Source organism: Streptomyces sp. NPDC001108, from assembly GCF_053598535.1.
In genome coordinates this window covers 410,809-434,087 of record NZ_JBSFKL010000003.1, presented here as the reverse complement: position 1 = coordinate 434,087, position 23,279 = coordinate 410,809, and the positions used below count along the sequence as shown (strand labels likewise).

The following is a 23,279-nucleotide window of genomic DNA, read 5'->3' as shown; positions in this document are numbered from 1 at the left end:
AGTGGCGAGAGAATTGCCCGATGAACAGCGAGCGCAGCCGGCGCAACGCCAACCGAAGCACAGACGGGGTGGACCGGTGAGCAGGTACGACAGGTACGACGTCACGGACGAGCAGTGGGAGGGGCTTGCCCAGGTCGTGCCCTTGCGGGGCCGCAACGAGTGGCCGTCCCGGGTGGACCACCGCGCGGTCCCCGAGGAGAGCCCGGCCGCCGGGCAGCGGCGCCTCGTCGTGCTGCGCGTCCAGGTCTTCGCGGACGCCCGGGAAGTGGCCGAGTACCTGGTCGCGCAGGTCCCGGTGCTGCTGGACCTGACCAGTGCCGAGTCCGACGTGGCCAAGCGGATCCTGGACTTCACCAGCGGGGTGGTCTTCGGCCTCGGCAGCGGGATGCACCGGGTCGACCGCAACGTCTTCCTGCTCTCCCCGGTCGGCATGGAGGTCGACGGGGTGACGGCGGCGGGGCTGACCGGCCCCTGAACCCGGTCGGCCCGGACGTCGGCCTGAACCGGCCGGCCCGAATCCGGTGGCTGTGAGCCGGTTGGCCTGATGTGGCCGTCCTGATCCGGTCGGTCCAGGTCCGGGTGGTGCGTCCTTAGCCGACCGGGGCGCCGTCCGGCGGGGCTGGACGCCTCAGTACCCCGATCGTAGGAAGGTCGTTCAGGAGGAACGGTTCGCCGGACCGTGGTCCGCCTACCGTCCCGCCCATGACCGCACTCCGACCGGGGGTCACCCCGTCATCGCCCGCCTGCCCCTCCGGGCCCGGCCGCCCGCCCGCCGCCACGCGTCGCCCGGCCGGCCCGGAGGCCGCGCGGCGCTCCGCCGGACCCGTCGTCACCGAGCTGCGGCTGTCCGCCTTCGCCGCGCACCGGGGCGCCGTCTTCCCGATCGGCCCGGTCACCCTCTTCGGCGGGCCCGGGGGCAGCGGCAAGACGAGCGCGCTGCGGGCGTACGAGGCACTGGCCCGCCTCGGCGGCGGGGAGCCGCTGGCGGAGGTGTTCCCGGACCCGGCGGGGTGCGTGCCCGAGCGGGCGGCGGCCGACGCGCAGGGGAGGCGCGGCTTCCGGATCGGGTGCACGACGGACGGCCCGGCGGGACCGGTGCGGCTCGACATCGCCGTCCAGGCCGAACCCGCCCTGCGGATCGTCGGCGAACGGCTCACCGGCGGCGGCGAGACGCTGCTCAGCACCGCGCTGCGCGACCCGGGCCGCTCCATGGTCCAGGCGGCCTGGCACACCGCGGGCACGGTACCGGTGACCAGGGCGCCGCTCCCCGACGACCGGCTCGGCACGGCCCTGCTGCCGCTGCGCGTCGCGGGCCGGACGGAGGGGCAGTTACGGGTCCTGGCCGCCGCCGAACAGACGGTGGTGGCGCTCCGCTCGGTCTTCGCGTGCGAACCGCAGCCGCAGCGGATGCGGGCCCCCGTGGCGGCCGGTGACGGCAGGCTGCGGCGCGGCTGCGACAACCTCGCGGCGGCGCTGGACCGCCACACCCGGTGCGGGCGTCGGCATGCCCGGCTGGTCGCGGCGGCCCGCGCCGGGTGCGCCGGTCCGGTGACGGCCCTGGGCGTGGAGCGGCTCGCGAACGGGTCGCTGCGGGCGACCCTGGGCCGGGACGGGGGAGCGGTCACCCCGGTCGGCCGCCTCGGGGACGGCGAGTTGCGGTATCTGGCCCTCGCCCTGGTGCTCCTCACCGACCCGGGGGTGCTGGCGGTGGACTCGGTGCGCGAGGTGCCGCCGGCGATGCAGACCCTCACGGTGCTGACCGACGGGCTGGACCGGGACCTGGACGGGCGGCAGCTGCGCGAACTGCTCGCCCTGGCCGCGTCGATCGGCGCCGCCGGGCATCTCCGGCTGGTCGGCACGGTCAGCGAACCGGGAGCGTCACGGGCCCGGGAGGCGCCCGGAGTGACGGTGGTAGACCTGGGCCCGTGACCGAACTCGACGTACAGACACTGCAACGACGGCTCGCCGCCTTCGCGGCCGCACGGGACTGGGAGCCCTACCACACACCGAAGAACCTGGCGGCGGCGCTCAGCGTCGAGGCCGCCGAACTGCTGGAGATCTTCCAGTGGCTGACACCGGAGCAGTCGGCCCGGGTGATGGAGCGGCCGGAGACGGCGCACCGGGTCGCGGACGAGGTCGCGGACGTGCTCGCGTACCTCCTCCAGTTCTGCGAGGTGCTGGGGATCGACGCCCTCGTGGCGCTGTCGGAGAAGATCGACCGGAACGAGTCCCGGTTCCCCGCGCCGGGGCGCCGGAACCCACCCGAATCCGGCGATCGTCACTCTTCGGAGTGATCGACTTGTCCACAATCGATTTAGTGTCCATAGATTTCCGAATTCCTCTGGCTTTTCGGTGCTGCTGACCTCACTGTGGGTAATGGATGAGGTGAGCGGGTTTTCGCACGGACGGGGGAACGCATGGAAGCGGAACGGTTGGTGGCGGTCAGCCGGCGTGCCCTGGCGCAGAGCAGGGGGACGCCGGACATCATCGCCGAGGCCTGGCAGGCGCAGGCGCTGGCCCAGGCGATCGGCAGCCGCCTGGCGGTCGACGGGCCCAAGGATTTACAGGGTGAGGCGTGCGGTCTGAGCGAGATCGGCGGCCGCAGCGGCGGGACGCTGGAGCATCCCGCGGCGCGGGCCGGGGTGGCGCGGGCGGCGCAGCTCTCCGCGCTCTCCGACCCCCGGGCGGTGCTGACGGAGCTGTGCACCCTGCTCGGTGAGGTCGGGATGGCCCTGGTCGGGGTGGCCTGCGAGACCGACGAGCAGGGGCTCTACTGGCAGTGCATGGAGGCGATCGACGCGGCCGACGAGTCGATGGACCGGGTCCACGGGATGCTCCGCCGTCTCGACGAGCGGGACCGGGAGCGGCAGCAGGATCTGGAGCGCGGCCGGGAGCGCGACGGCCCGTACGGATCGTACGGAGCGGTCGTCCGTCCCACGGGCGCGACCACCGCCGGGCGGGGCCGTGCCCGGCTCCGGGAGTGACCGGACCTGCGGTGACAGGCTCAGGGGGCGGCCGCTCCGGGAGCGGCCGCGAGTCCGTCCGGTCCTGGGGCCGCTGCGGCCCGGGATTCCGGGGGTGACATCGCCCGGGGGAGGCCGGAGCGCGGTGGAGGGTGACCGGAGGTGCAGGATGGAGGCATGGATCTCCGCATCTTCACCGAGCCCCAGCAAGGGGCGAGCTACGACACCCTGCTCACCGTCGCCAAGGCGACCGAGGACCTCGGCTTCGACGCCTTCTACCGTTCCGACCACTACCTGCGCATGGGGCCTGGGGACGGGCTGCCCGGCCCGACCGACGCCTGGATCACCCTGGCCGGGCTGGCCCGCGAGACCAGCCGGATCAGGCTCGGCACGCTGATGACGGCGGGGACCTTCCGGCTCCCCGGCGTGCTTGCCATCCAGGTCGCGCAGGTCGACCAGATGTCCGGCGGCCGGGTCGAACTCGGCCTCGGCGCGGGCTGGTTCGAGGAGGAGCACAAGGCGTACGGGATTCCGTTCCCCAAGGAGAAGTTCGGCAGGCTGGAGGAGCAGCTGGAGATCGTCACGGGGCTCTGGGCGACCGAGGTCGGCCAGACGTACAGCTTCGACGGCACCTACTACCAGCTCACCGACTCGCCCGCGCTGCCCAAGCCGGCCCAGGCCAAGGTGCCGGTGCTGATCGGCGGTCACGGAGCCACCCGGACCCCGAGGCTGGCCGCCCGCTACGCCGACGAGTTCAACATCCCGTTCGCCTCGCTGGAGGACAGCGAGAAGCAGTTCGGCCGGGTGCGGGACGCGGCGAAGGCGGCCGGCCGTGCCCCGGACGACCTGGTGTACTCCAACGCCCTGGTGGTCTGCGTCGGCAAGAACGACGCGGAGGTCGCGCGGCGTGCCGCCGTCATCGGGCGCGAGGTCGAGGAGCTGAAGGCGAACGGGCTCGCGGGCTCGCCCGCCGAGGTGGTCGACAAGATCGGTCAGTACGGTGCGATCGGCTCGTCCCGGATCTACCTCCAGGTCCTGGACCTGGACGATCTGGACCACCTGGAGCTGATCTCCTCGCAGGTCATGTCCCAGCTGGGCTGAGTCCCGAGGAGGCCGCCCCATGTCCCCCGCCCCTACCGGTCCCGCCGGCCCCACCGGCGCGACGGGCCCCGTCGGTCCCTCGGCTCCCGCCCGTCCGTCGGGCTCCGGAGGGGAGCCCCGCCGGAGCGGCGCCGCACCGGTCCGTCCGCTCGGGCGGGCCCTGGCGGCGGGGCCGGTCCTCCTCGACGGCGGGCTCTCCAACCAGTTGGAGGCGCAGGGCTGCGAGCTGTCAGACGCCCTGTGGTCGGCCCGCCTGCTGATCGACGGGCCGGACCGGATCGAGGCGGCGCACACCGCCTACGCGCGGGCCGGGGCGCAGGTGCTCACCACGGCCGGGTACCAGGCCACGTTCGAGGGGTTCGCCCGGCGCGGGATCGGCCGGGCGGACGCGGCGGAGCTGTTCGCCCGCAGCGTCCGGCTGGCGCGCCGGGCGGCCGGGGCGGTGGAGCGGGACGTCTGGGTCGCCGGTTCGGTCGGCCCGTACGGGGCGATGCTGGCGGACGGCAGCGAGTACCGGGGCCGGTACGGGCTCTCCGTCGCTGCGCTGGAGCGCTTCCACCGGCCCCGGATCGAGGCGCTGGCTGCGGCCGGGCCCGATGTGCTGGCGCTGGAGACGGTGCCGGACACCGAGGAGGCCGAGGCCCTGCTGCGGGCGGTCGAGGGGTGCGGGCTGTCCGTCTGGCTCTCGTACAGCGTGGCGGGCGGCCGGACCAGGGCGGGGCAGTCGCTGGAGACGGCGTTCGGCCTGGTCCGGGGGCGCGACGACGTGCTGGCCGTGGGGGTGAACTGCTGCGATCCGGCGGAGGCGGGCCGGGCGGTGGAGGTGGCCGCCGAGGTGAGCGGAAAGCCGGTCGTCGTCTATCCGAACAGCGGCGAGCGGTGGGAGCCGGGCGGCCGGGGCTGGGCCGGCGCCCCCACGTTCACCGCGGCGGAGGCGGGCCGCTGGGCGGCCGCCGGGGCCCGGCTGATCGGCGGCTGCTGCCGGGTCGGCCCGGGGACCGTCGCGGAGCTGGCCGGTGTGCTCGGGGCCGGAACGTGACCAGCGGCGGGACGGGGGCGCGGGCGGGGGAAAGGGCCCGGGCCGGGCGGCCGGGCAGGGGAAAATGCCTGGTGGGGGCAGAACGGGCGACTCATACTCGGACACGTGTTCCTGACGATCAGTACCACCGGCCATCCGGAGCGTCCGGCGACCGATCTCGGCTATCTGCTGCACAAGCACCCCGAGAAGGCGCAGGCGTTCTCCACCTCCCATGGCATCGCCCATGTCTTCTACCCCGAGGCGTCCGAAGAGCGCTGCACAGCGGCGCTCCTGCTGGAGGTCGATCCCGTCGCCCTGGTGCGCCGGGGCCGGGGCAAGGGCCGGGGCGGCGCTCCCGACGCGGCGCTCGCGCAGTACGTCAACGACCGCCCGTACGCGGCCTCCTCGCTGATGTCCGTCGCCGTGAGCACGGTCTTCAAGTCCGCGCTCAAGGGGGTGTGCCGGGCGCTGCCCGAGCGGGCGCAGGCGCCGATGCCGTTGCGGATCGAGGTGCCCGCGCTGCCCGCCCGGGGCGGCGCGGAGCTGGTGCGCAAGCTCTTCGCCCCGCTGGGCTGGACGAAGGTGGACGCCGTCGCCGTACCGCTGGACGAGAAGTTCCCGGAGTGGGGCGACTCGCGGTACGTGCGGGTGGTGCTCGAAGGCGAGCTGCGGCTGGCCGACGCGCTGCGGCAGCTGTACGTGCTGCTGCCGGTGCTGGACGACGCCAAGCACTACTGGGTCGCCCCCGACGAGGTCGACAAGCTGCTGCGGGCGGGTGAGGGCTGGCTCGCCGCCCACCCCGAGCAGAAGCTGATCACCAGCCGCTATCTCTCCCGCCGCTGGGGGCTGACCCGGCAGGCGATGCAGCAGCTCGAACTGGTGCGGCTCGCCGAGTCGGACGACCTCGACGTGGACGCCCTCGACAACGCCGTGGACGAGACGGCCGACACCGAGGAGAAGCCGGTCCCGCTCGCCGAGCAGCGGCGCGCCGCGATCCTCGGCGCGCTGCGCGCCGCCGGCGCGAGCCGCGTCCTCGACCTGGGCTGTGGTCAGGGCCAGTTGGTGCAGGCCCTGCTCAAGGACCCGGCGTTCAAGGAGATCGTCGGCGTCGACGTGTCCGTGCGCGCCCTCACCATCGCGGCCCGGCGGCTGAAGCTGGAGCGGATGGGGGAGCGGCAGGCCGACCGGGTGGAGCTCCTGCAGGGCTCGCTCACGTACACCGACAAGCGGCTCAAGGGCTATGACGCGGCCGTTCTCAGCGAGGTGATCGAACACCTCGACCTGCCGAGGCTGCCCGCGCTGGAGTACGCCGTCTTCGGCGCGGCCCGCCCCCGGACCGTCCTCGTGACCACGCCGAACGTCGAGTACAACGTCCGCTGGGAGACCCTCCCCGCCGGGCATGTGCGCCACGGCGACCACCGCTTCGAGTGGACCAGGGCCGAATTCCGGTCCTGGGCCGCGGAAGTGGCGCGGCGCCACGGCTACCGGGTCGCCTTCGTGCCCGTGGGGACCGACGACCCGGAGGTGGGACCGCCCACCCAGATGGCCGTCTTCACCCGGGGCACGGTGGAGGAGACCACGGCCCCGACCGGAACCACCGCCACCGGAGCAACCGCGACCGGAACCACCGACACCGGAGCCACCGCGACCACCCCCGAGAAGGAGGCGAACGCCGCATGACCAGTACCCCGCGCGCCCTCCCGGTGACCGACCTCTCCCTGGTGGTCCTCGTCGGGGCCACCGGCTCCGGCAAGTCCACCTTCGCCCGCGACCACTTCAAGCCCACGGAGATCGTCTCCTCGGACTTCTGCCGCGGCCTGGTCGCCGACGACGAGAACGACCAGAGCGCCAGCTCGGACGCCTTCGACGTGCTCCACTACATCGTCGGCAAGCGGCTGGCGGCCGGCCGGCTGACCGTCGTGGACGCGACCAACGTGCAGTCCGAGAGCCGCAAACAGCTGGTCCGGCTTGCCCGGAGCCACGACGTGCTGCCCATCGCGATCGTCCTCGACCTGCCCGAGGAGGTCTGCGCCGCACGCAACGCGACCCGCCCCGACCGCGCCGGCCTGCCCCGCCACGTCATCCAGCGCCACCGCCGCGAACTGCGCCGCTCGCTGCGCGGCCTGGAGCGCGAGGGCTTCCGCAAGGTGCACGTCCTGCGCACCGAGGAGGAGGCCGCCCACGCCGAAGTGGTGCTGGAGCGCCGCTACAACGACCTGCGCCACCTCACCGGCCCCTTCGACATCATCGGTGACATCCACGGGTGCAGCTCCGAGCTGGAGACCCTGCTCGGCAGGCTCGGCTACGTCGACGGCACGCACCCCGAGGGGCGCACCGCGGTCTTCGTCGGCGACCTGGTCGACCGGGGCCCCGACAGCCCGGGCGTCCTGCGCCGGGTCATGTCCATGGTGGCCTCGGGCGACGCCCTGTGCGTACCGGGCAACCACGAGAACAAGCTCGGCCGCTACCTGAAGGGCCGCACGGTCCAGCACACCCACGGTCTCGCTGAGACCATCGAGCAGTTGGACCGGGAGGACGAGAAGGACCCGGCCTTCCGGGAGCGGGTGCGGGAGTTCATCGAGGGGCTCGTCAGCCACTACGTCCTCGACGGCGGCGCGCTCGTCGTCTGCCACGCCGGGCTCCCCGAGAAGTACCACGGCCGCACCTCGGGCCGGGTCCGCTCGCACGCGCTGTACGGGGAGACCACCGGCGAGACCGACGAGTTCGGCCTGCCGGTGCGCTACCCGTGGGCGGAGGACTACCGGGGCCGGGCCGCCGTGGTCTACGGGCACACCCCGGTCCCCAACGCCTCCTGGGTCAACAACACGATCTGCCTGGACACCGGGGTCGTCTTCGGCGGGAAGATGACCGCGCTGCGCTGGCCGGAGCGGGAACTGGTCGACGTACCGGCCGAGAAGGTCTGGTACGAGCCGGTCCGGCCGCTGACCACCGAGGCGCCCGGCGGCCGGGAGGGCCGGCCGCTCGACCTCGACGACGTCCGGGGCCGGCGGATCGTGGAGACCCGGCACATGGGCCGGATCGCGGTCCGCGAGGAGAACGCCGCCGCCGCGCTCGAAGTGATGAGCCGGTTCGCCGTCGACCCGCGGCTGCTCGGGTACCTGCCCCCGACCATGGCGCCCACCGCCACCTCGCGCGAGGACGGCTATCTGGAGCACCCGGCCGAGGCCTTCGCGCAGTACCGGGCGGACGGGGTCGCCCGGGTGGTGTGCGAGGAGAAGCACATGGGCTCGCGCGCGGTGGCCCTGGTCTGCCGGGACGCGGCGGCCGCCCGGGAGAGGTTCGGCGTGGGCGGCGACCCGGACGCGTCCGGCACCGCCGGCGGCCCGACCGGGGCGCTGTACACCCGTACCGGACGGCCGTTCCTCGACGACGGGGCGCTGACCGAGGAGATCCTCGGCCGGCTGCGCGCCGCAGTCACCGCGGCCGGGCTCTGGGAGGAGTGGGACACCGACTGGGTGCTGTTCGACGCCGAGCTGCTGCCCTGGTCCCTGAAGGCGGCCGGGCTGCTGCGCTCGCAGTACGCCGCGGTCGGCGCCGTGTCCGGCGCGGTCCTCCCGGAGGCCAACGCGGCCCTGGCCGCGGCGGCGGCCCGGGGCGTGGACGTCGGCGCGCTGGCCGGACGCCAGCGGGGCCGGACCGAGGACGCCGCCGCGTTCACCGAGGCGTACCGCCGGTACTGCTGGAGCACCCAGGGGCTGGACGGTGTGCGGTTCGCGCCGTTCCAGGTCCTCGCCGTGCGGGGCCGTTCGCTGGCCGCGGTGGCCCACGACGAGCAGCTGGCCTGGCTCGACCGCCTGGTCGCGCACGACCCGACCGGGCTGCTGCGGGCCACCGGCCGGCTCGTCGTCGACACCGGGGACGAGGCGTCGGTGCGCGCCGGCATCGACTGGTGGCTGGAGATGACCGGCGCCGGCGGCGAGGGCATGGTCGTCAAACCGCTCGACGCGCTGGTCCGGGACGGGAAGAACCGGCTCGTCCAGCCGGGCGTCAAGGTGCGCGGCCGGGAGTACCTCCGGATCATCTACGGCCCCGAGTACACCCGCCCGGAGAACCTGGAGCGGCTGCGCGACCGGTTCCTCGGCCACAAGCGGTCGCTGGCGCTGCGGGAGTACGCGCTGGGGCTCGAAGCGCTGGACCGGCTGGCCGAGGGGGAGCCGCTGTGGCGGGTCCACGAAGCGGTGTTCGCCGTGCTGGCCCTGGAGTCGGAACCGGTCGACCCGAGGCTCTGACCCCGGCCGGTGAGCCGCTCCGGCACCGGTCGCGGCGGTCCACGGGCCGCAGCGACCGGTGCCCGGGGGACGGCGGTCCGTGGACCGCCGGTGATTCGCGGGAGTGAACGGGGCCGTCCCCGGTGAGGATGGAGACATGGGATTCCACGTCGACTCCGAGGCCGGGCGGCTGCGCCGCGTCATCCTGCACCGCCCCGATCTGGAACTGAAGCGGCTCACCCCCAGCAACAAGGACGCGCTCCTCTTCGACGACGTGCTCTGGGTGCGCCGCGCCCGCCAGGAGCACGACGGCTTCGCGGACGTGCTGCGCGACCGGGGCGTGGAGGTGCACCTCTTCGGGGACCTGCTCCGCGAGTCGCTGGAGATCCCGGTGGCCAGACGGCTCGTTCTGGACCGGGTCTTCGAGGAGAAGGAGTACGGCCCGCTCGCCACCGAGCACCTGCGGGCCGCCTTCGAGGAACTGCCCAGCGCGGAGCTGGCCGACGCGCTGGTCGGCGGCATGACCAAACGGGAGTTCCTGGCCGGGCACCGCGAGCCGACCTCCGTCCGCTTCCATGTGATGGACCTGGACGACTTCCTGCTGCACCCGCTGCCGAACCACCTCTTCACCCGGGACACCTCGGCCTGGATATACGACGGGGTCTCCATCAACGCGATGCGGTGGCCGGCCCGGCAGCGCGAGACCGTCCACTTCGAGGCGATCTACCGTCACCATCCGCTCTTCACCGGCCCCGAGGCGGGCCCCTTCCACCACTGGTCGGAGGGGCTGGACGACTACCCGTCCACCATCGAGGGCGGGGACGTCCTGGTCATCGGGCACGGCGCGGTGCTCATCGGGATGAGCGAACGCACCGCGCCCCAGACGGTCGAGATGCTGGCCCGGGGCCTCTTCGACGCTGGTTCGGCCCACACGATCGTGGCGCTCGACATGCCCAAGCGACGGGCGTTCATGCACCTCGACACGGTGATGACGATGATCGACGGCGACACCTTCACCCAGTACGCCGGACTGGGCATGCTCCGCTCGTACACCATCGAGCCCGGTGACGGCCCGCGCGACCTGAAGGTCACCGACCATCCGCCCGAGCAGATGCACCGGGCGATCGCGCGCGCCCTGGGGCTGGACGCGATCCGGGTGCTCACCGCCACCCAGGACGTGCACGCCGCCGAGCGCGAACAGTGGGACGACGGCTGCAACGTGCTGGCCGTCGAGCCGGGCGTCGTCGTCGCGTACGAGCGCAACGCCACCACCAACACCTTCCTGCGCAAGGAGGGCATCGAGGTCATCGAGATCCCGGGCAGCGAACTCGGCCGGGGCCGGGGCGGCCCGCGCTGCATGAGCTGCCCGGTGGTGCGCGACGCGGTGTGACGGGGCGGCGGAACGGGCCGCGGAGCCGGGCGGAGCGCGGGGGAGGCCCGGGCGGGCGCGCGGAGGGCCCGACCTTTCCGTATAGCGATGCAGAGGGTCGTATAGACTTCCAGGGATACCGTACGCGCGACCCTCGCCCGACCCAGGAGCCGAATCATGGCCATAGACCTTGCAGGCCGCCATTTCCTCAAGGAGCTGGACTTCACGGCCGAGGAGTTCCACGGCCTGATCGAGCTGGCGGCCGAGCTCAAGGCGGCCAAGAAGTCGGGGACCGAGACCCAGCGGCTGCGCGGCAAGAACATCGCGCTGATCTTCGAGAAGACCTCCACCCGCACGCGCTGCGCCTTCGAGGTGGCCGCCGCCGACCAGGGCGCCGCCACGACCTATCTGGACCCTTCCGGCTCGCAGATGGGGCACAAGGAGTCGGTGAAGGACACCGCGCGCGTGCTCGGCCGGATGTTCGACGGCATCGAGTACCGGGGCGACAGCCAGGCGGCCGTCGAGGAGCTGGCCGCCCACGGCGGCGTGCCGGTCTTCAACGGGCTCACCGACGACTGGCACCCGACCCAGATGCTCGCCGACCTCCTCACCATCACCGAGCACAGCGACAAGCCCCTGGAGCGGATCTCCTTCGCCTACCTCGGCGACGCCCGCTTCAACATGGGCAACTCCTACCTGGTCACCGGCGCCCTGCTCGGCATGGACGTCCGGATCGTCGCACCGAAGGCGTACTGGCCGGCCGACCACGTCGTCGCCGAGGCCCACCGGCTCGCCTCCGCCAGTGGCGCGACCCTCACCCTCACCGAGAACGTCGCCGAGGGCGTCAAGGGCGCCGACTTCGTCGCCACCGACGTCTGGGTCTCCATGGGCGAACCCAAGGAGGTCTGGGCCGAGCGCATCGCGGCGCTGGCGCCCTACGCCGTGACCATGGACGTGCTCCGCGCCACCGGCAACGCCGACGTGAAGTTCCTGCACTGCCTCCCGGCCTTCCACGACCTCGGGACCGCCGTCGCGCGCTCCATCGAGGCCGAGTACGGGATGGCGGAACTGGAGGTCACCGACGAGGTCTTCGAGTCCGCCCACTCCCTCGTCTTCGACGAGGCGGAGAACCGGATGCACACCATCAAGGCCGTCCTGGTCGCGACGATGGCGTCCCCGGCGGCCGGCTGAAGCCACCCGCCGCGCACCGCATGATCATTCACTCCATTGGGTGAATATGCGGAGAAGTGGCTATTATGGTGCTCTTCGACGGGGTTCGGGCTCGCAGGCTCGAACCCCGTTCTCGTTCCGCGCACCACCAGAGAAGAGCCCGTCCCCGTGAGTCCGCTGCGCCCGTCCGGGCCGCGCATCAAGAGCCCCCACCAGCTGCTCGCCGAATCCGGCGCGGACCTGGAGGGGCATGGCCTCAAGCGCACCATGGGCCTCTTCCAGCTGGTCTGCTTCGGCATCGGCGCCGTCGTCGGGACGGGGATCTTCGTCGGCCTCTCCGACAGCGTCGCCCAGGCGGGCCCCGCCGTCGTCCTCTCCTTCGTGCTCGCGGCGGTCACCTGCGTCTTCACCGCGTTCTCCTTCGCCGAGCTGGGCAGCGCCATCCCGGTCTCCGGCAGCTCCTACTCCTTCGCCTACGCCACCCTCGGCGAGCGCGTCGCGTTCCTCGTCGGCTGGTGCCTCCTGCTGGAGTACGGCGTCTCGGTCTCCGCGGTCGCCGTCGGCTGGAGCCAGTACGTCAACGAACTGCTGGACAGCCTGGCCGGGCTCCGGCTCCCCGAGGCCCTCTCGGCCGGACCCGGCGACGGCGGGGTGATCAACCTGCCCGCGGTGCTGGTGGTCATGATGGCCGCCACCCTGCTGGTGCGCGGCGTCCGGGAGAGCGCCGGGGCCACCGCCGCGATGGCGATCCTCAAGATCACCATCCTGGTCGCCTTCTGCGCCGTCGCCTTCACCGCCTTCGAGCACGACAACCTCACGCCGTTCTTCGCCGAGGGCGCGGGCGGGATCACCGCCGGGGCCTCGCTGGCCTTCTTCTCGTACATCGGCTTCGACGCCATCACCACCGCGGGCGAGGAGGTCCGCGACCCCCGGCGGAACATCCCGCTCGCGATCATGATCTGCATCGGCCTGGTCACCCTGCTCTACTGCGCGGTCGCGCTCGGCGCGATCGGCGCGCTGGGCCCCGAGGAGGTCGCCGACCGGCCCGCGGCGCTGTCGATCGTCGTCGACCGGGTCACCGGCTCGTCCGCCGGCGGCGGGATCGTCGCCTTCGGCGCGGTCGTCGCCATCGCCTCCGTCGTCCTCGCGGTGATGTACGGCCAGACCCGCATCCTGATGTCGATGTCCCGGGACGGACTGATCCCCCGGATCTTCGAACGGGTCTCGCCCCGCACCGCGACCCCGGTCGCCAACACCTGGATCGTGGCCGTGGTCTTCGCGGTCCCGGCGGCCTTCTCCTCCCTCGGCATGGTGGTGAACCTGACCACCATCGGCGCGCTGGCCACCATGGTCGCGGTGAACGCGGCGGTGATCGTGCTCCGCCGCCGCAACCCGGACGTACGGGGCCCCTTCCGGGCCCCCCTCCACCCGCTGGGCCCCCTCCTGGGCATCGTCTTCTGCCTCTACCTGATGTACGGGACCGGCTGGGCGACCTGGCTCCAGTTCGCGGTCTTCCTCCTCGTCGGCTCGGCGGTGTACGCCTGCTACGGCCGCTCCCGCTCGCGGCTGGCCGCCGGAACCGGCTAGGGCGCGAGCGGCGCGCGCGGCGGGAGTGTGAACCAGACCGCCTTGCCGTGCTCCGTGGGGCGGTGGCCGCAGGAGGAGCTGAGGGCCCGGATCAGCAGCAGGCCCCGGCCGTGCTCCTGCCAGGGGTCCGGCTCGCTGCCGGGGTGCGGGAAGTCGAGGCCGCCCGGTGGGGCGGGGGAGCGGTCGTGCACCTCGACCTGGCAGCCGGTGGGCAGGAGCTCCACCACCAGCTCGATCGGCTCACCGCTGCGGGTGTGCTCCACGGCGTTGGCCACCAGCTCCGCGGTGAGGAGCTCGGCCGTGTCGGTGTCGGCCGGCGCGTCGATGTCCGCGAGCGCGGTACGGATCAGGGCACGGGCGATCGGGACGGCCGCCGTCGAGTGCGGCAGCGTGATCCGCCAGGAGGCGGGGGGAAGGGCGTCGGAGGTGTCGGGGAGCACGGCATGGTTTCCGTTCCTGGACCGGGTCCCAGGGGGTGCGGGGCCTGTGTGGAGTTCAGTACTTCCTGTTTTCAACCTTACGAACCGCAACGAGAGAGACAAGGGACTGCCGACCGGTATGAAAGGGACGTTGGACACTCTTTTTTCCCCGCGCAGCCCTATCGCGCACTCATGACGGGAGTCACGTACGGGTGATAAATTCGGCTCCAGGCAGCAGCCCGACGGCCGAAGGGGAGCCCCCTCGATGAGCCCGTTTCCCAGCTCCGCGCCGCGCACGGACGACTGGCGCCACCTGCGGCTGACCAGGGAGGACGGGGTCGCGACCGTCACCCTCGCCAGACCCGAGAAGCTCAACGCGCTCACCTTCGGCGCCTACGCCGACCTGCGCGACCTGCTCGCCGAACTGTCCCGCGAACGCGCCGTGCGCGCCCTGGTACTCGCGGGGGAGGGCCGCGGTTTCTGCTCCGGCGGCGACGTCGACGAGATCATCGGCGCCACCCTCGCCATGGACACCGCCCAACTGCTGGACTTCAACCGGATGACCGGCCAGGTCGTACGGGCTCTCAGGGAAGCGCCCTTCCCGGTCGTCGCCGCCGTGCACGGGGTGGCCGCCGGCGCGGGAGCGGTGCTCGCGCTGGCCGCCGACTTCCGGGTCGCCGACCCCACCGCCCGCTTCGCCTTCCTCTTCACCAAGGTCGGCCTCTCCGGCGGCGACATGGGTGCCGCCTACCTGCTTCCCAGGGTCGTCGGACTGGGCCACGCCACCCGGCTGCTGATGCTCGGCGAGCCCGTCCGCGCCCCCGAGGCCGAGCGGATCGGGCTGATCAGCGAACTGGTCGACGAGGGGAGCGCCGACGAGCACGCCGCCGCGCTCGCCCGCCGCCTGGCCGACGGACCGGCCCTCGCCCTCGCCCAGACCAAGGCCCTCCTCACCGCCGAGCTCGACCTCCCGCTCGCCGCCGCCGTCGAGATGGACGCCGCCACCCAGGCCCTGCTGATGCACGGCGAGGACTACGCCGAGTTCCACGCCGCCTTCACCGAGAAGCGGCCCCCCAAGTGGCGGGGCCGCTAGCGATGCCCGCCCGGCCCCCCGTACGGCGCGTCGCGGTCATCGGCGGCGGACCCGGCGGGCTCTACGCCGCCGCCCTGCTCAAGCGGCTCGACCCGGACCGCGAGATCACCGTCTGGGAACGCAACGCCCCCGAGGAGACCTTCGGTTTCGGCGTCGTCCTCTCCGACGAGACCCTCGGCGGCATCGAGCACGCCGACCCCGTCGTCCACCGGGCCCTCCGCGAGGAGTTCGTACGGTGGGACAACATCGACATCGTCCACCGGGGCGTCACCCACACCTCCGGCGGCCACGGCTTCGCCGCGCTCGGCCGACGCCGACTGCTGGGCGTCCTGCGGGAGCGCTGCGCCTCGCTCGGCGTCCGCCTCCGCTTCTCCACCGGGGCGCCGCCCGCCGCCGAGCTGGCCGCCGACCACGACCTGGTGATCGCCGCCGACGGGGTGCACAGCCGGACCCGCAGCGCCCACGCCGACGCCTTCGGCCCCCGGATCACCGGCCACCGCTGCCGCTACATCTGGCTCGCCGCCGACTTCGCCTTCGACGCCTTCCACTTCGAGATCGCCGAGACCCCGTACGGGGTGATGCAGCTGCACGCCTACCCCTTCGCCGCCGACGCCTCCACCGTCATCGTCGAGATGCGCGAGGAGGTCTGGCGGGCCGCCGGATTCGACAGCCGCGCGGTCGAGCACTCCACCCTGAGCTGCGCCGAGATCTTCCACCGGGCACTCGGCGGCCGGAAACTGCGCTCCAACAACTCGGCCTGGCTCACCTTCCGCACCGTCGTCAACGACCACTGGTCCCACGGCAACATCGTCCTCATCGGCGACGCCGCCCACACCGCGCACTTCTCCATCGGCTCCGGCACCAAGCTCGCCGTCGAGGACGCCCTCGCGCTGGCCGCCTGCGTCGAGGAACAGCCCGACCTGCCGAGCGCGCTGACCGCCTACGAGGCCGAGCGCCGGCCGGTCGTCGCCTCCACCCAGCGGGCCGCCGCCGCCAGCCTGCGCTGGTTCGAGGAGCTGGGCACCTACGTCGACCAGCCGCCCCGCCAGTTCGCCTTCAACCTCCTCACCCGCAGCCGCCGCGTCACCCACGACAACCTGCGGCTGCGCGACCCCGCCTTCACCGCCGCCGTCGAGGAGGAGTTCGGCTGCCTCCCGGGCGTCCCGCCGATGTTCACCCCGCTGCGGCTGCGCGGCCTCGAACTCCGCAACCGCGTCGTCGTCTCCTCCATGGACATGTACCGGGCCGAGGACGGCGTCCCCGGCGACTTCCACCTCGTCCACCTCGGCGCCCGCGCGCTCGGCGGCGCCGGGCTCGTCATGACGGAGATGGTGTGCGTCAGCGCCGAGGGCCGCATCACCCCCGGCTGCACCGGCCTCTACACCGACGAGCAGGCCGCCGCCTGGACCCGGATCACCGACTTCGTCCACGCCGACGCCCCCGGCACCGCCATCGGCGTCCAGCTCGGCCACTCCGGGCGCAAGGGCTCCACCCGGCTCATGTGGGAGGGCATCGACCAGCCCCTGCCGGACGGCAACTGGCCGCTGGTCGCCGCCTCCCCGATCCCGTACGCCGCCGGGGTCAGCCAGGTCCCGCACGCCCTGGACCGGGCGGGGCTCGACACCGTGCGCGAGCAGTTCGTCGCCGCGGCCCGCCGCGCCGGCGCCTGCGGCTTCGACCTGCTCGAACTGCACTGCGCCCACGGCTATCTGCTCTCCGGCTTCCTCTCGCCGCTCACCAACCACCGCACCGACGCCTACGGCGGCTCCCTGCCGGACCGGCTCCGCTTCCCCCTCGAAGTCTTCGACGCGGTCCGCGCCGTATGGCCCGACGACCGGCCCATGACCGTCCGGATCTCCGCCACCGACTGGGCCGGGGGCGGCACCACAGCCGACGACGCCGTGGAGATCTCCCGCGCCTTCGTCGCCCACGGGGCCGACGCCATCGACGTCTCCACCGGCCAGGTGGTGCCCGAGGAGCGCCCCGAGTTCGGCCGTTCCTACCAGACCCCGTACGCCGACCGGATACGGAACACCCTGTGCGTGCCCGTCGTCGCGGTCGGCGCGATCTCCTCCTGGGACGACGTCAACTCCCTGCTGCTCGCGGGCCGGGCCGACCTCTGCGCCCTGGCCCGCCCGCACCTCTACGACCCGCAGTGGACGCTGCACGCGGCGGCCGAGCAGGGGTACACCGGACCGGGCGCGCCCTGGCCGGCCCCGTACCGGGCGGGCAGCCGCACCCCGCCGACCGGCCGCACCGACGCCCCGAAACCCCGGCTCACCCTCGACTGACCGGCTCCGGCCCCGCCCCGCTCATGGCTCCGCCACGCCGATCAGCAGCCGGTCCGCGACCGGGCGGTACCCGATCCGGCGGTACACCCCGTTACTGGTGGGGTTGGTGAGGTCGGTGAAGAGCAGCACCTCCCGCGCGCCCGCCGCTTTTGCTGCCCCGCTCACCTCGGCGGTCACCGCCGCCGCGTACCCCAGCCCGCGGTGCTCCGGCGGGGTGTAGACCGACGACACCCGGACGGTGCCCGCGAGCAGCGGGGAGACGCCGGCCATCGACACCGGGACCCCGCCGTCCTCCCAGACCGTCAGCGCGCCCGAGGCCGTCCGCTCGTCCACCAGCCGCTCGGCGTGGTCGATCGCCGTATCGACCTCCTCGGCGAAGGCGACGTGCCAGCCCACCAGCAGCTCCCGGTCGGCCGGTGCGGCCTCGCGGGCCCGGCCGGTCGGGGCGGGGGAGGGCTCCACCAATGTGTCCAGCCGGTAGAGCCGCTGCTCCTCCTCGATCCGGTGGCCGGGCCAGGAGGCGGCGAGCGCCTCGGCCGTCGCCCGGTCCGCGCTGAGCCGGGTCAGCCGGAGCGCGGCGGCCAGCGGGGCCACCGCCTCCGGGGCGACGGTCCCCAGCACGGGCGGATACGGCGGCGTCCCGACCAGCGTCCCCGCGACCTCCCCGTCCGCCCCGCGCCACCAGCCGAGCAGCGGGACACCGGCCCCGTAGGCGTGCGGGCCGTGCCGGCGCAGGGTGTCGGTGATGGTCAGGATCAGGGTGTTCTCGACGGGACGGGCGGCCAGCGAGGAGCCGGCCGCGTCGAGGAAGGCACCGACGTCGGCGGTGAAGGTCCAGGTCATGCCTCATCCTGCCGCGCACCCGGCGGCCCCTTCACCGGGATATCAGCCCTCCCGCAGCCGGAAGCGCTGGAGCTTGCCGGTGGCGGTACGGGGGAGCGCGTCCCGGAACTCGACCACGCGCGGGCACTTGTACGGCGCCAGCTCCTCCTTCAGGTACGCGCGCAGCTCGTCGGCGGTCACCGCCGCGCCCTCGCGCACCACCACGTACGCCGCCACGATCTGGCCGCGCAGCCCGTCCGCCCGGCCCACCACCGCCGCCTCCGCCACCGCCGGATGGTGCAGCAGGGCCTCCTCGACCTCGGGGCCCGCGATGTTGTAGCCGGAGGAGATGATCATGTCGTCGGCACGGGCCACATAGCGGAAATAGCCGTCCGGGTCGCGTACATACGTGTCACCAGTCAGGTTCCAGCCGTTCGCGACGTACTCCCGCTGGCGCGGGTCGGCGAGGTAGCGGCAGCCGACCGGGCCGCGCACGGCGAGGAGCCCCGGCTCCCCGTCCGGCAGCGGGTGGCCCTCCCGGTCCTGCACCCGGGCCTGCCAGCCGGGCACCGGAAGGCCGGTGGTGCCCGGGCGGATCGCGTCGTCGGCCGCCGAGATGAAGATGTGCAGCAGCTCGGTGGCGCCGATGCCGTTGATGATCCGCAGCCCCGTCCGCTCGTACCAGGCCCGCCAGGTGGCCCCGGGGAGGTTCTCGCCGGCCGAGACGCACCGGCGCAGCGCGCCCAGGTCGTGGCCGTCGAGCCGGTCGAGCATCACCCGGTAGGCGGTCGGCGCGGTGAACAGCACCGAGACCCGGTGTGCGGCGAGCGCGGGCAGGAGCTGGGCCGGACCGGCCTGTTCGAGCAGGAGCGTGCTGGCGCCGGCCCGCAGCGGGAAGACCAGCAGACCGCCCAGCCCGAAGGTGAAACCGAGCGGCGGACTGCCCGCGAACACGTCGTCCGGGGTGGGACGCAGCACCTGGGCCGAGAAGGTGTCGGCGATGGCCAGCAGGTCCCGGTGGAAGTGCACGCAGCCCTTGGGCCGTCCGGTGGTGCCCGAGGTGAAGGCGATCAGCGCGACGTCGTCGGCCGCGGTGTCCACCGCCCGGTACGGGTCCGGGTAGGCCTCGGCCAGCCGCAGCAGGTCGTCCGGGGCGCCGCCCCCGTACACCGTGGTCCGCAGCCCCGGAACCCGGGCCCTCAGCAGGTCGTCGACCGAGCGGGCGTCGCAGAGCGCGTGGCCGATCCGGGCCAGTGAGCAGATGGTGGACAGCTCGCCGGGCCGCTGCCGGTCCAGCACCGTGACGGCGATGGCGCCGGCCTTCAGGACCGCGAGCCAGCAGGCGGCCAGCCGGGGGCCGGTGGGGCCGCGCAGCAGGACGCGGTTGCCGGGTACGACGCCCAGGTCGGAGGTGAGGACATGGGCGATCCGGTCGACCCGCTCGCGCAGTTCCCGGTAGCTCCAGACCGCGCCGTCCCCGGAGCGGAGGGCCGGGCGGTCCGGGCCGAACCGTTCCGCCGTCCGGTCCAGCAGCTCCACGGCGCAGTTGAGCCGGTCGGGATAGCGCAGGGCGGGCAGGCCGAAGAGGAGGTCCGGCCACTCGTCCCGGGGCGGCAGATGCTCCCTGGCGAAGGTGTCGAGGTGCGCTGAGGTCTTCGGGTCCATGACGGATCGCCCCCTTGTCGCCTCTGGAGCGTATCGTTCGGATGACGGTAGTCAACGGTCCGCGATAAGGCGAGTGGACTGGAAATCGTACGACTGGGCAGACGAGCACGGAATGGACTGGACGACAGGCCGGAGCGCGGATGCGAAGAACGGGTACGGGAAACCGACAGAACAGAACAAGAGGGGTGCTGGTATGACGGCATTCTCACTCGAACCGGAGCAGAGCGCCTGGTGCGAGGAGCTGAGAAGCCTGGCGGAGCGGTGCCTGCGCCCGCTCGCCGAACAGGGAACCCCCGGACATGTCAACCGCCCGCTGATCGCCGCGCTCGGCGAGGCGGGCCTCCTCGACCGGATGCTGGACTCCGGTGCCTTCGACCTCTGTCTGCTCCGCGAGTCCCTGGCCCGCGGCTGCACGGAGGCCGAGACGGCGCTGGCCCTCCAGGGGCTCGGCACCCACCCGTTGGTCCGCTCCGGCACCCCCGCCCACCGCGCCCGCTGGCTTCCCGAGGTGCGGGCGGGCCGCGCCGTGGCCGCCTTCGCGCTCAGCGAGCCGGGCGCGGGCTCGGACGCGGCGGCCCTCGCCCTGGCGGCCGAACCCGAGGCCGGGCCCGACGGCCGGGGGTGGCGGCTGACCGGCGAGAAGTGCTGGATCTCCAACGCGCCGGAGGCCGATTTCTACACCGTCTTCGCGCGCACCGCCCCCGGCACGGGATCCCGGGGCGTCACCGCCTTCCTGGTCCCCGCCGACCGCCCGGGGCTGACCGGCACCGCCCTCGACATGCTCTCGCCGCACCCCATCGGGGCCCTGGAGTTCGACGGCGTCCCGGTCACCGAGGACGATGTGCTAGGTGTGCCGGACCGGGGCTTCCGGGTGGCCATGGAGACCCTCAACCTCTTCCGTCCCAGCGTCGGCGCCTTCGCCGTGGGCATGGCCAGCGCCGCGCTCGACGCCACGGTGGCGCACACCGCCGCCCGTACCGCGTTCGGCGGGGTCCTCAAGGACCTCCAGGCCGTCTCCCACCAGGTCGCCGAGATGGCCACCCGGACCGAGGCGGCCCGGCTCCTGGTCTACGCGGCGGCCGCCGCGTACGACGCGGGGGAGCCCGGGGTGCCGGGCCGGGCCGCCATGGCCAAGCTGTACGCCACCGAGACCGCCCAGTACGTCGTCGACACCGCCGTCCAACTGCACGGCGCCCGCGCCCTGCGCCGCGGCCACCTCCTGGAACACCTCTACCGGGAGGTCCGCGCGCCACGGATCTACGAGGGCGCCAGCGAGGTCCAGCGCACCATCATCGCCAAAGAGTTGTACGTGAGCCGGGAGGCTTCCGCATGAGTCCGGTACACCGGATCAACCCCGTCGACCTCGCCCCGCCGACGGGGTTCTCCCATGCCGTCACCGTCACCGGGAGCCAACTGGTCTTCCTGGCCGGGCAGACCGCCCTCGACGAGCGCGGAAAGATAGTGGGCGACTGCCTCACCGACCAGTTCGCCACGGCGCTCGCCAACCTGCTGACCGCGCTCCGCGCGGCGGGCGGCGCCCCGACCGACCTCGCCCGCGTCACGGTGTACGCCACCGACGTCGCCGACTACCGCAAGCACGCCGCCGAACTGGGCCGCACCTGGCGGCAGTTGGCCGGTCGCGACTATCCGGCGATGGCGGTCGTCGGGATCAGCCGGCTCTGGGACGAACAGGCCCTGGTGGAGATCGACGGGGTGGCCGTCCTGCCGTGAAACGCGCCGTGCGGGCCGGGGAGCATCCTCCCGGGCCCGCACGGTCCCTCGGTGCCGCTGCCGGTCAGTACGGCTTGACCAGCACATGGGCGGCGCCCGGGACGCCGACCTTCAGCAGCTCGTCCTCCTCCGGGGTCGTCGCACTGCCGGTCTCCTGCTTCAGCACCGCACGGGACAGGGCCTGCACCCACATCGCCCGGGGGCGGCGGCGGGCCTCCCACGCGTCGAGCGCCGCGTCCACGCCGTCCTCGGCGTCCAGCGACTCGGCCAGCACCAGCGCGTCCTCCACGGCCATCGCCGCGCCCTGCGCGAGATGCGGGGTGGAGGCGTGCGCGGCGTCACCGGCGAGAACGACCCGCCCGACGTGCCACGGCTCCTCGACGGTCACCTGGGAGATCCGCGAGTACACCACCGAGGCCGGGTCGGTGACGGTGGCCAGCGCCTCGGCCACCGGGCCGGAGAACATCGGCAGCCGCTCCACGAGTTGCTCGTGCGCCCGCTCCGGGTCCGGCCGGAACTCCTCGGCCTCGGCGAACACCGCGCCCAGGTACATCAGTTCCTCGGTGATCGGGGTGAGGAGCGCCTTGGCGGCCTGGCCCGCGGTGCCCATCACCACACCGCGCACCTGCGGCTGACGGGGCACCGTCACCCGCCAGTTGGCGAAGCCGGTGTACTCGGGGGTGTACCGGTCGCCGTAGAGCCGGGTGCGCAGCGGGGAGCCGATCCCGTCGAAGCCGACCACCAGGTCCCAGCGCCCGGCGGAGCCGTCGGACAGGGTGACGTCCACGCCCGAGCCGTCGTCGGCCAGCCCGGTGATCGTGGTGCCGAAGCGGATCTTCGCGCCCGCGGCGGTGGCGGCGGAGTTCAGCACCCGGGCCAGCGCGGGGCGCGGGATGCCGTTGTTGGCCGGGGCGTCGCCCATCCGGGGCTGGGGTATCTCGGCGAGGGTGTTGCCTGCCGGGTCGGCGATGGTCAGCACCTCCCACTCGAACCCCGCCTCCAGGCAGTCGTCGAGGACCCCGATCTCCCGCATCACATGGAGGGCGTTGGACGGCTGGATGATGCCGACGCCGAGCGCGTCCACCTCGTCACGGAGCTCGGCGACCTCGACGGTGTGACCGCGCCGGGCCAGTGCGGTGGCGAGGGTGAGCCCGCCGATGCCGCCGCCGTGAATCAGGACACGCAGGGGTGTTGCCATCTCAGATGTCTCCAGAACGGGAAGGGGTGCGAAAGGGTCGGGGCGGGCGGCGGTCAGCCGGTCGCCGCGGGCAGGCTCATCAGGTGGTCCACCAGGGCCAGCAGGACGTCCCGGCCGAAGGGCCGCTCGCGGACGTCGCCGACGAGCAGCGGTACGTGCGGATCGAGGTCGAGGGCGGCCCTGATCTCGTCCGGGGTACGGGTGTTGTGGCCGTGGAAGCAGTTGATCGCCACCACGAAGGGGATGTTGCGGCTCTCGTAGAAGTCGATCGAGGCGAAGCTCGTCTCCAGCCTGCGGGTGTCGGCGATCACCACACCGCCGAGCGCCCCGTTGACCAGGTCGTTCCACATGAACCAGAAACGTTCCTGCCCAGGGGTGCCGAACAGGTAGACCACCAGCTCGGGGCTGACCGTGATGCGGCCGAAGTCCAGCGCCACGGTGGTGGTGTCCTTCTGGCCGACCCCGGCCAGGTCGTCGACGCCGACGCTGGCCTTGGTCAGGTACTCCTCGGTGCGCAGCGGAGCGACCTCGCTGACCGCGCCCACCAAGGTGGTCTTGCCGACGCCGAAGCCGCCGGCGATGAGGATCTTTACGGCGGCGGGCGCCGCCTGACTGCTTGTCAT

The 23,279-nt window shown here is 73.3% G+C and carries 20 protein-coding genes; 15 read left to right on the top strand and 5 right to left on the bottom strand.

From position 1 onward, the window contains the following. Positions 1-76 precede the first annotated feature (76 nt). The 11 genes from ACWC97_RS10420 to ACWC97_RS10370 all read left to right on the top strand — a co-directional run bounded on the left by ACWC97_RS10420 (position 77) and on the right by ACWC97_RS10370 (position 13,437). On the top strand, positions 77-475 hold the full coding sequence (locus ACWC97_RS10420; RefSeq protein ID WP_385205731.1) for a cell division protein SepF: 399 nt from the start codon (positions 77-79) through the stop codon (positions 473-475). Between the two features lie 227 nt (positions 476-702). Further along, entirely contained in the window at positions 703-1,929 is a 1,227-nt protein-coding gene (locus ACWC97_RS10415; protein ID WP_352273139.1) for an AAA family ATPase, read from the top strand. Further along, positions 1,926-2,294 (top strand): nucleotide pyrophosphohydrolase, encoded by a 369-nt coding sequence (locus tag ACWC97_RS10410; protein WP_352273138.1) that lies wholly within the window; start codon positions 1,926-1,928, stop codon positions 2,292-2,294. Before ACWC97_RS10415 ends, ACWC97_RS10410 begins: the two co-directional genes overlap by 4 nt. A 123-nt stretch (positions 2,295-2,417) precedes the next feature. After that, on the top strand, positions 2,418-2,984 hold the full coding sequence (locus tag ACWC97_RS10405; protein ID WP_352273137.1) for a DUF6099 family protein: 567 nt from the start codon (positions 2,418-2,420) through the stop codon (positions 2,982-2,984). A 156-nt stretch (positions 2,985-3,140) separates the two neighbouring features. Beyond that, positions 3,141-4,064 carry an LLM class F420-dependent oxidoreductase gene (locus tag ACWC97_RS10400; RefSeq protein WP_352273136.1) on the top strand — a complete coding sequence of 308 codons (924 nt, stop codon included), beginning with the start codon at positions 3,141-3,143 and terminating at the stop codon, positions 4,062-4,064. A gap of 19 nt (positions 4,065-4,083) precedes the next feature. After that, positions 4,084-5,103 carry a homocysteine S-methyltransferase gene (gene mmuM / locus ACWC97_RS10395; protein ID WP_352273135.1) on the top strand — a complete coding sequence of 340 codons (1,020 nt, stop codon included), beginning with the start codon at positions 4,084-4,086 and terminating at the stop codon, positions 5,101-5,103. 105 nt (positions 5,104-5,208) lie between these two features. After that, complete coding sequence (locus tag ACWC97_RS10390) at positions 5,209-6,762, top strand: 3' terminal RNA ribose 2'-O-methyltransferase Hen1 (RefSeq protein ID WP_450648603.1); 1,554 nt, start codon at positions 5,209-5,211, stop codon at positions 6,760-6,762. After that, positions 6,759-9,332, top strand: coding sequence for a polynucleotide kinase-phosphatase (locus ACWC97_RS10385; protein WP_450648601.1), 2,574 nt, complete (start codon positions 6,759-6,761; stop codon positions 9,330-9,332). Before ACWC97_RS10390 ends, ACWC97_RS10385 begins: the two co-directional genes overlap by 4 nt. A 136-nt stretch (positions 9,333-9,468) precedes the next feature. Continuing rightward, complete coding sequence (locus ACWC97_RS10380; RefSeq protein WP_352273132.1) at positions 9,469-10,701, top strand: arginine deiminase; 1,233 nt, start codon at positions 9,469-9,471, stop codon at positions 10,699-10,701. A 156-nt stretch (positions 10,702-10,857) separates the two neighbouring features. Then, positions 10,858-11,871, top strand: a complete 1,014-nt coding sequence (gene argF / locus ACWC97_RS10375; RefSeq protein WP_352273131.1) for an ornithine carbamoyltransferase — start codon at positions 10,858-10,860, stop codon at positions 11,869-11,871. 147 nt (positions 11,872-12,018) lie between these two features. After that, complete coding sequence (locus tag ACWC97_RS10370) at positions 12,019-13,437, top strand: amino acid permease (RefSeq protein WP_352273130.1); 1,419 nt, start codon at positions 12,019-12,021, stop codon at positions 13,435-13,437. Here the strand turns inward: ACWC97_RS10370 and ACWC97_RS10365 are convergent. Continuing rightward, entirely contained in the window at positions 13,434-13,877 is a 444-nt protein-coding gene (locus ACWC97_RS10365) for an ATP-binding protein (protein WP_352273129.1), read from the bottom strand. The two genes, ACWC97_RS10370 and ACWC97_RS10365, sit on opposite strands and share 4 nt — an antisense overlap. Before the next feature lie 244 nt (positions 13,878-14,121). Between ACWC97_RS10365 and ACWC97_RS10360 the strand changes: the two genes are divergently transcribed. Both ACWC97_RS10360 and ACWC97_RS10355 read left to right on the top strand, forming a co-directional pair. After that, complete coding sequence (locus ACWC97_RS10360; RefSeq protein ID WP_352273128.1) at positions 14,122-14,949, top strand: enoyl-CoA hydratase family protein; 828 nt, start codon at positions 14,122-14,124, stop codon at positions 14,947-14,949. Between the two features lie 2 nt (positions 14,950-14,951). Continuing rightward, positions 14,952-17,240: a bifunctional salicylyl-CoA 5-hydroxylase/oxidoreductase gene (locus ACWC97_RS10355; protein WP_352273127.1), complete on the top strand. Its 2,289-nt coding sequence runs from the start codon at positions 14,952-14,954 to the stop codon at positions 17,238-17,240. 21 nt (positions 17,241-17,261) lie between these two features. On the opposite strand, the gene ACWC97_RS10350 is transcribed toward ACWC97_RS10355, so the two are convergent. Further along, entirely contained in the window at positions 17,262-18,083 is an 822-nt protein-coding gene (locus ACWC97_RS10350; protein WP_450648599.1) for a GNAT family N-acetyltransferase, read from the bottom strand. 42 nt (positions 18,084-18,125) lie between these two features. Then, positions 18,126-19,727, bottom strand: coding sequence for an AMP-binding protein (locus ACWC97_RS10345; RefSeq protein WP_450648597.1), 1,602 nt, complete (start codon positions 19,725-19,727; stop codon positions 18,126-18,128). Between the two features lie 193 nt (positions 19,728-19,920). On the opposite strand from ACWC97_RS10345, the gene ACWC97_RS10340 reads away from it, so the two are divergent. Continuing rightward, complete coding sequence (locus tag ACWC97_RS10340) at positions 19,921-21,060, top strand: acyl-CoA dehydrogenase family protein (protein ID WP_450648595.1); 1,140 nt, start codon at positions 19,921-19,923, stop codon at positions 21,058-21,060. Beyond that, complete coding sequence (locus ACWC97_RS10335) at positions 21,057-21,458, top strand: RidA family protein (protein ID WP_385205775.1); 402 nt, start codon at positions 21,057-21,059, stop codon at positions 21,456-21,458. The genes ACWC97_RS10340 and ACWC97_RS10335 overlap by 4 nt, the downstream gene beginning before the upstream one ends. Positions 21,459-21,522: 64 nt before the next feature. On the opposite strand, the gene ACWC97_RS10330 is transcribed toward ACWC97_RS10335, so the two are convergent. Further along, positions 21,523-22,656: an FAD-dependent monooxygenase gene (locus ACWC97_RS10330; protein ID WP_352273122.1), complete on the bottom strand. Its 1,134-nt coding sequence runs from the start codon at positions 22,654-22,656 to the stop codon at positions 21,523-21,525. Positions 22,657-22,709: 53 nt separating this feature from the next. Continuing rightward, a complete protein-coding gene (locus tag ACWC97_RS10325) occupies positions 22,710-23,279 on the bottom strand; it encodes a GTP-binding protein (RefSeq protein WP_352273121.1) in 570 nt (189 codons plus the stop codon).

What these genes read in the sequence shown, in the direction of transcription:
- ACWC97_RS10415 (WP_352273139.1), top strand. Translation starts at nt 703, where the DNA reads ATGACCGCACTCCGACCGGGGGTCACCCCGTCATCGCCCGCCTGCCCC.
- ACWC97_RS10405 (WP_352273137.1), top strand. Translation starts at nt 2,418, where the DNA reads ATGGAAGCGGAACGGTTGGTGGCGGTCAGCCGGCGTGCCCTGGCGCAG.
- ACWC97_RS10400 (WP_352273136.1), top strand. Translation starts at nt 3,141, where the DNA reads ATGGATCTCCGCATCTTCACCGAGCCCCAGCAAGGGGCGAGCTACGAC.
- mmuM (WP_352273135.1), top strand. Translation starts at nt 4,084, where the DNA reads ATGTCCCCCGCCCCTACCGGTCCCGCCGGCCCCACCGGCGCGACGGGC.
- ACWC97_RS10385 (WP_450648601.1), top strand. Translation starts at nt 6,759, where the DNA reads ATGACCAGTACCCCGCGCGCCCTCCCGGTGACCGACCTCTCCCTGGTG.
- ACWC97_RS10380 (WP_352273132.1), top strand. Translation starts at nt 9,469, where the DNA reads ATGGGATTCCACGTCGACTCCGAGGCCGGGCGGCTGCGCCGCGTCATC.
- argF (WP_352273131.1), top strand. Translation starts at nt 10,858, where the DNA reads ATGGCCATAGACCTTGCAGGCCGCCATTTCCTCAAGGAGCTGGACTTC.
- ACWC97_RS10360 (WP_352273128.1), top strand. Translation starts at nt 14,122, where the DNA reads ATGAGCCCGTTTCCCAGCTCCGCGCCGCGCACGGACGACTGGCGCCAC.
- ACWC97_RS10355 (WP_352273127.1), top strand. Translation starts at nt 14,952, where the DNA reads ATGCCCGCCCGGCCCCCCGTACGGCGCGTCGCGGTCATCGGCGGCGGA.
- ACWC97_RS10350 (WP_450648599.1), bottom strand. Translation starts at nt 18,083, where the DNA reads ATGACCTGGACCTTCACCGCCGACGTCGGTGCCTTCCTCGACGCGGCC.
- ACWC97_RS10345 (WP_450648597.1), bottom strand. Translation starts at nt 19,727, where the DNA reads ATGGACCCGAAGACCTCAGCGCACCTCGACACCTTCGCCAGGGAGCAT.
- ACWC97_RS10340 (WP_450648595.1), top strand. Translation starts at nt 19,921, where the DNA reads ATGACGGCATTCTCACTCGAACCGGAGCAGAGCGCCTGGTGCGAGGAG.
- ACWC97_RS10335 (WP_385205775.1), top strand. Translation starts at nt 21,057, where the DNA reads ATGAGTCCGGTACACCGGATCAACCCCGTCGACCTCGCCCCGCCGACG.
- ACWC97_RS10330 (WP_352273122.1), bottom strand. Translation starts at nt 22,656, where the DNA reads ATGGCAACACCCCTGCGTGTCCTGATTCACGGCGGCGGCATCGGCGGG.
- ACWC97_RS10325 (WP_352273121.1), bottom strand. Translation starts at nt 23,279, where the DNA reads ATGACAAGCAGTCAGGCGGCGCCCGCCGCCGTAAAGATCCTCATCGCC.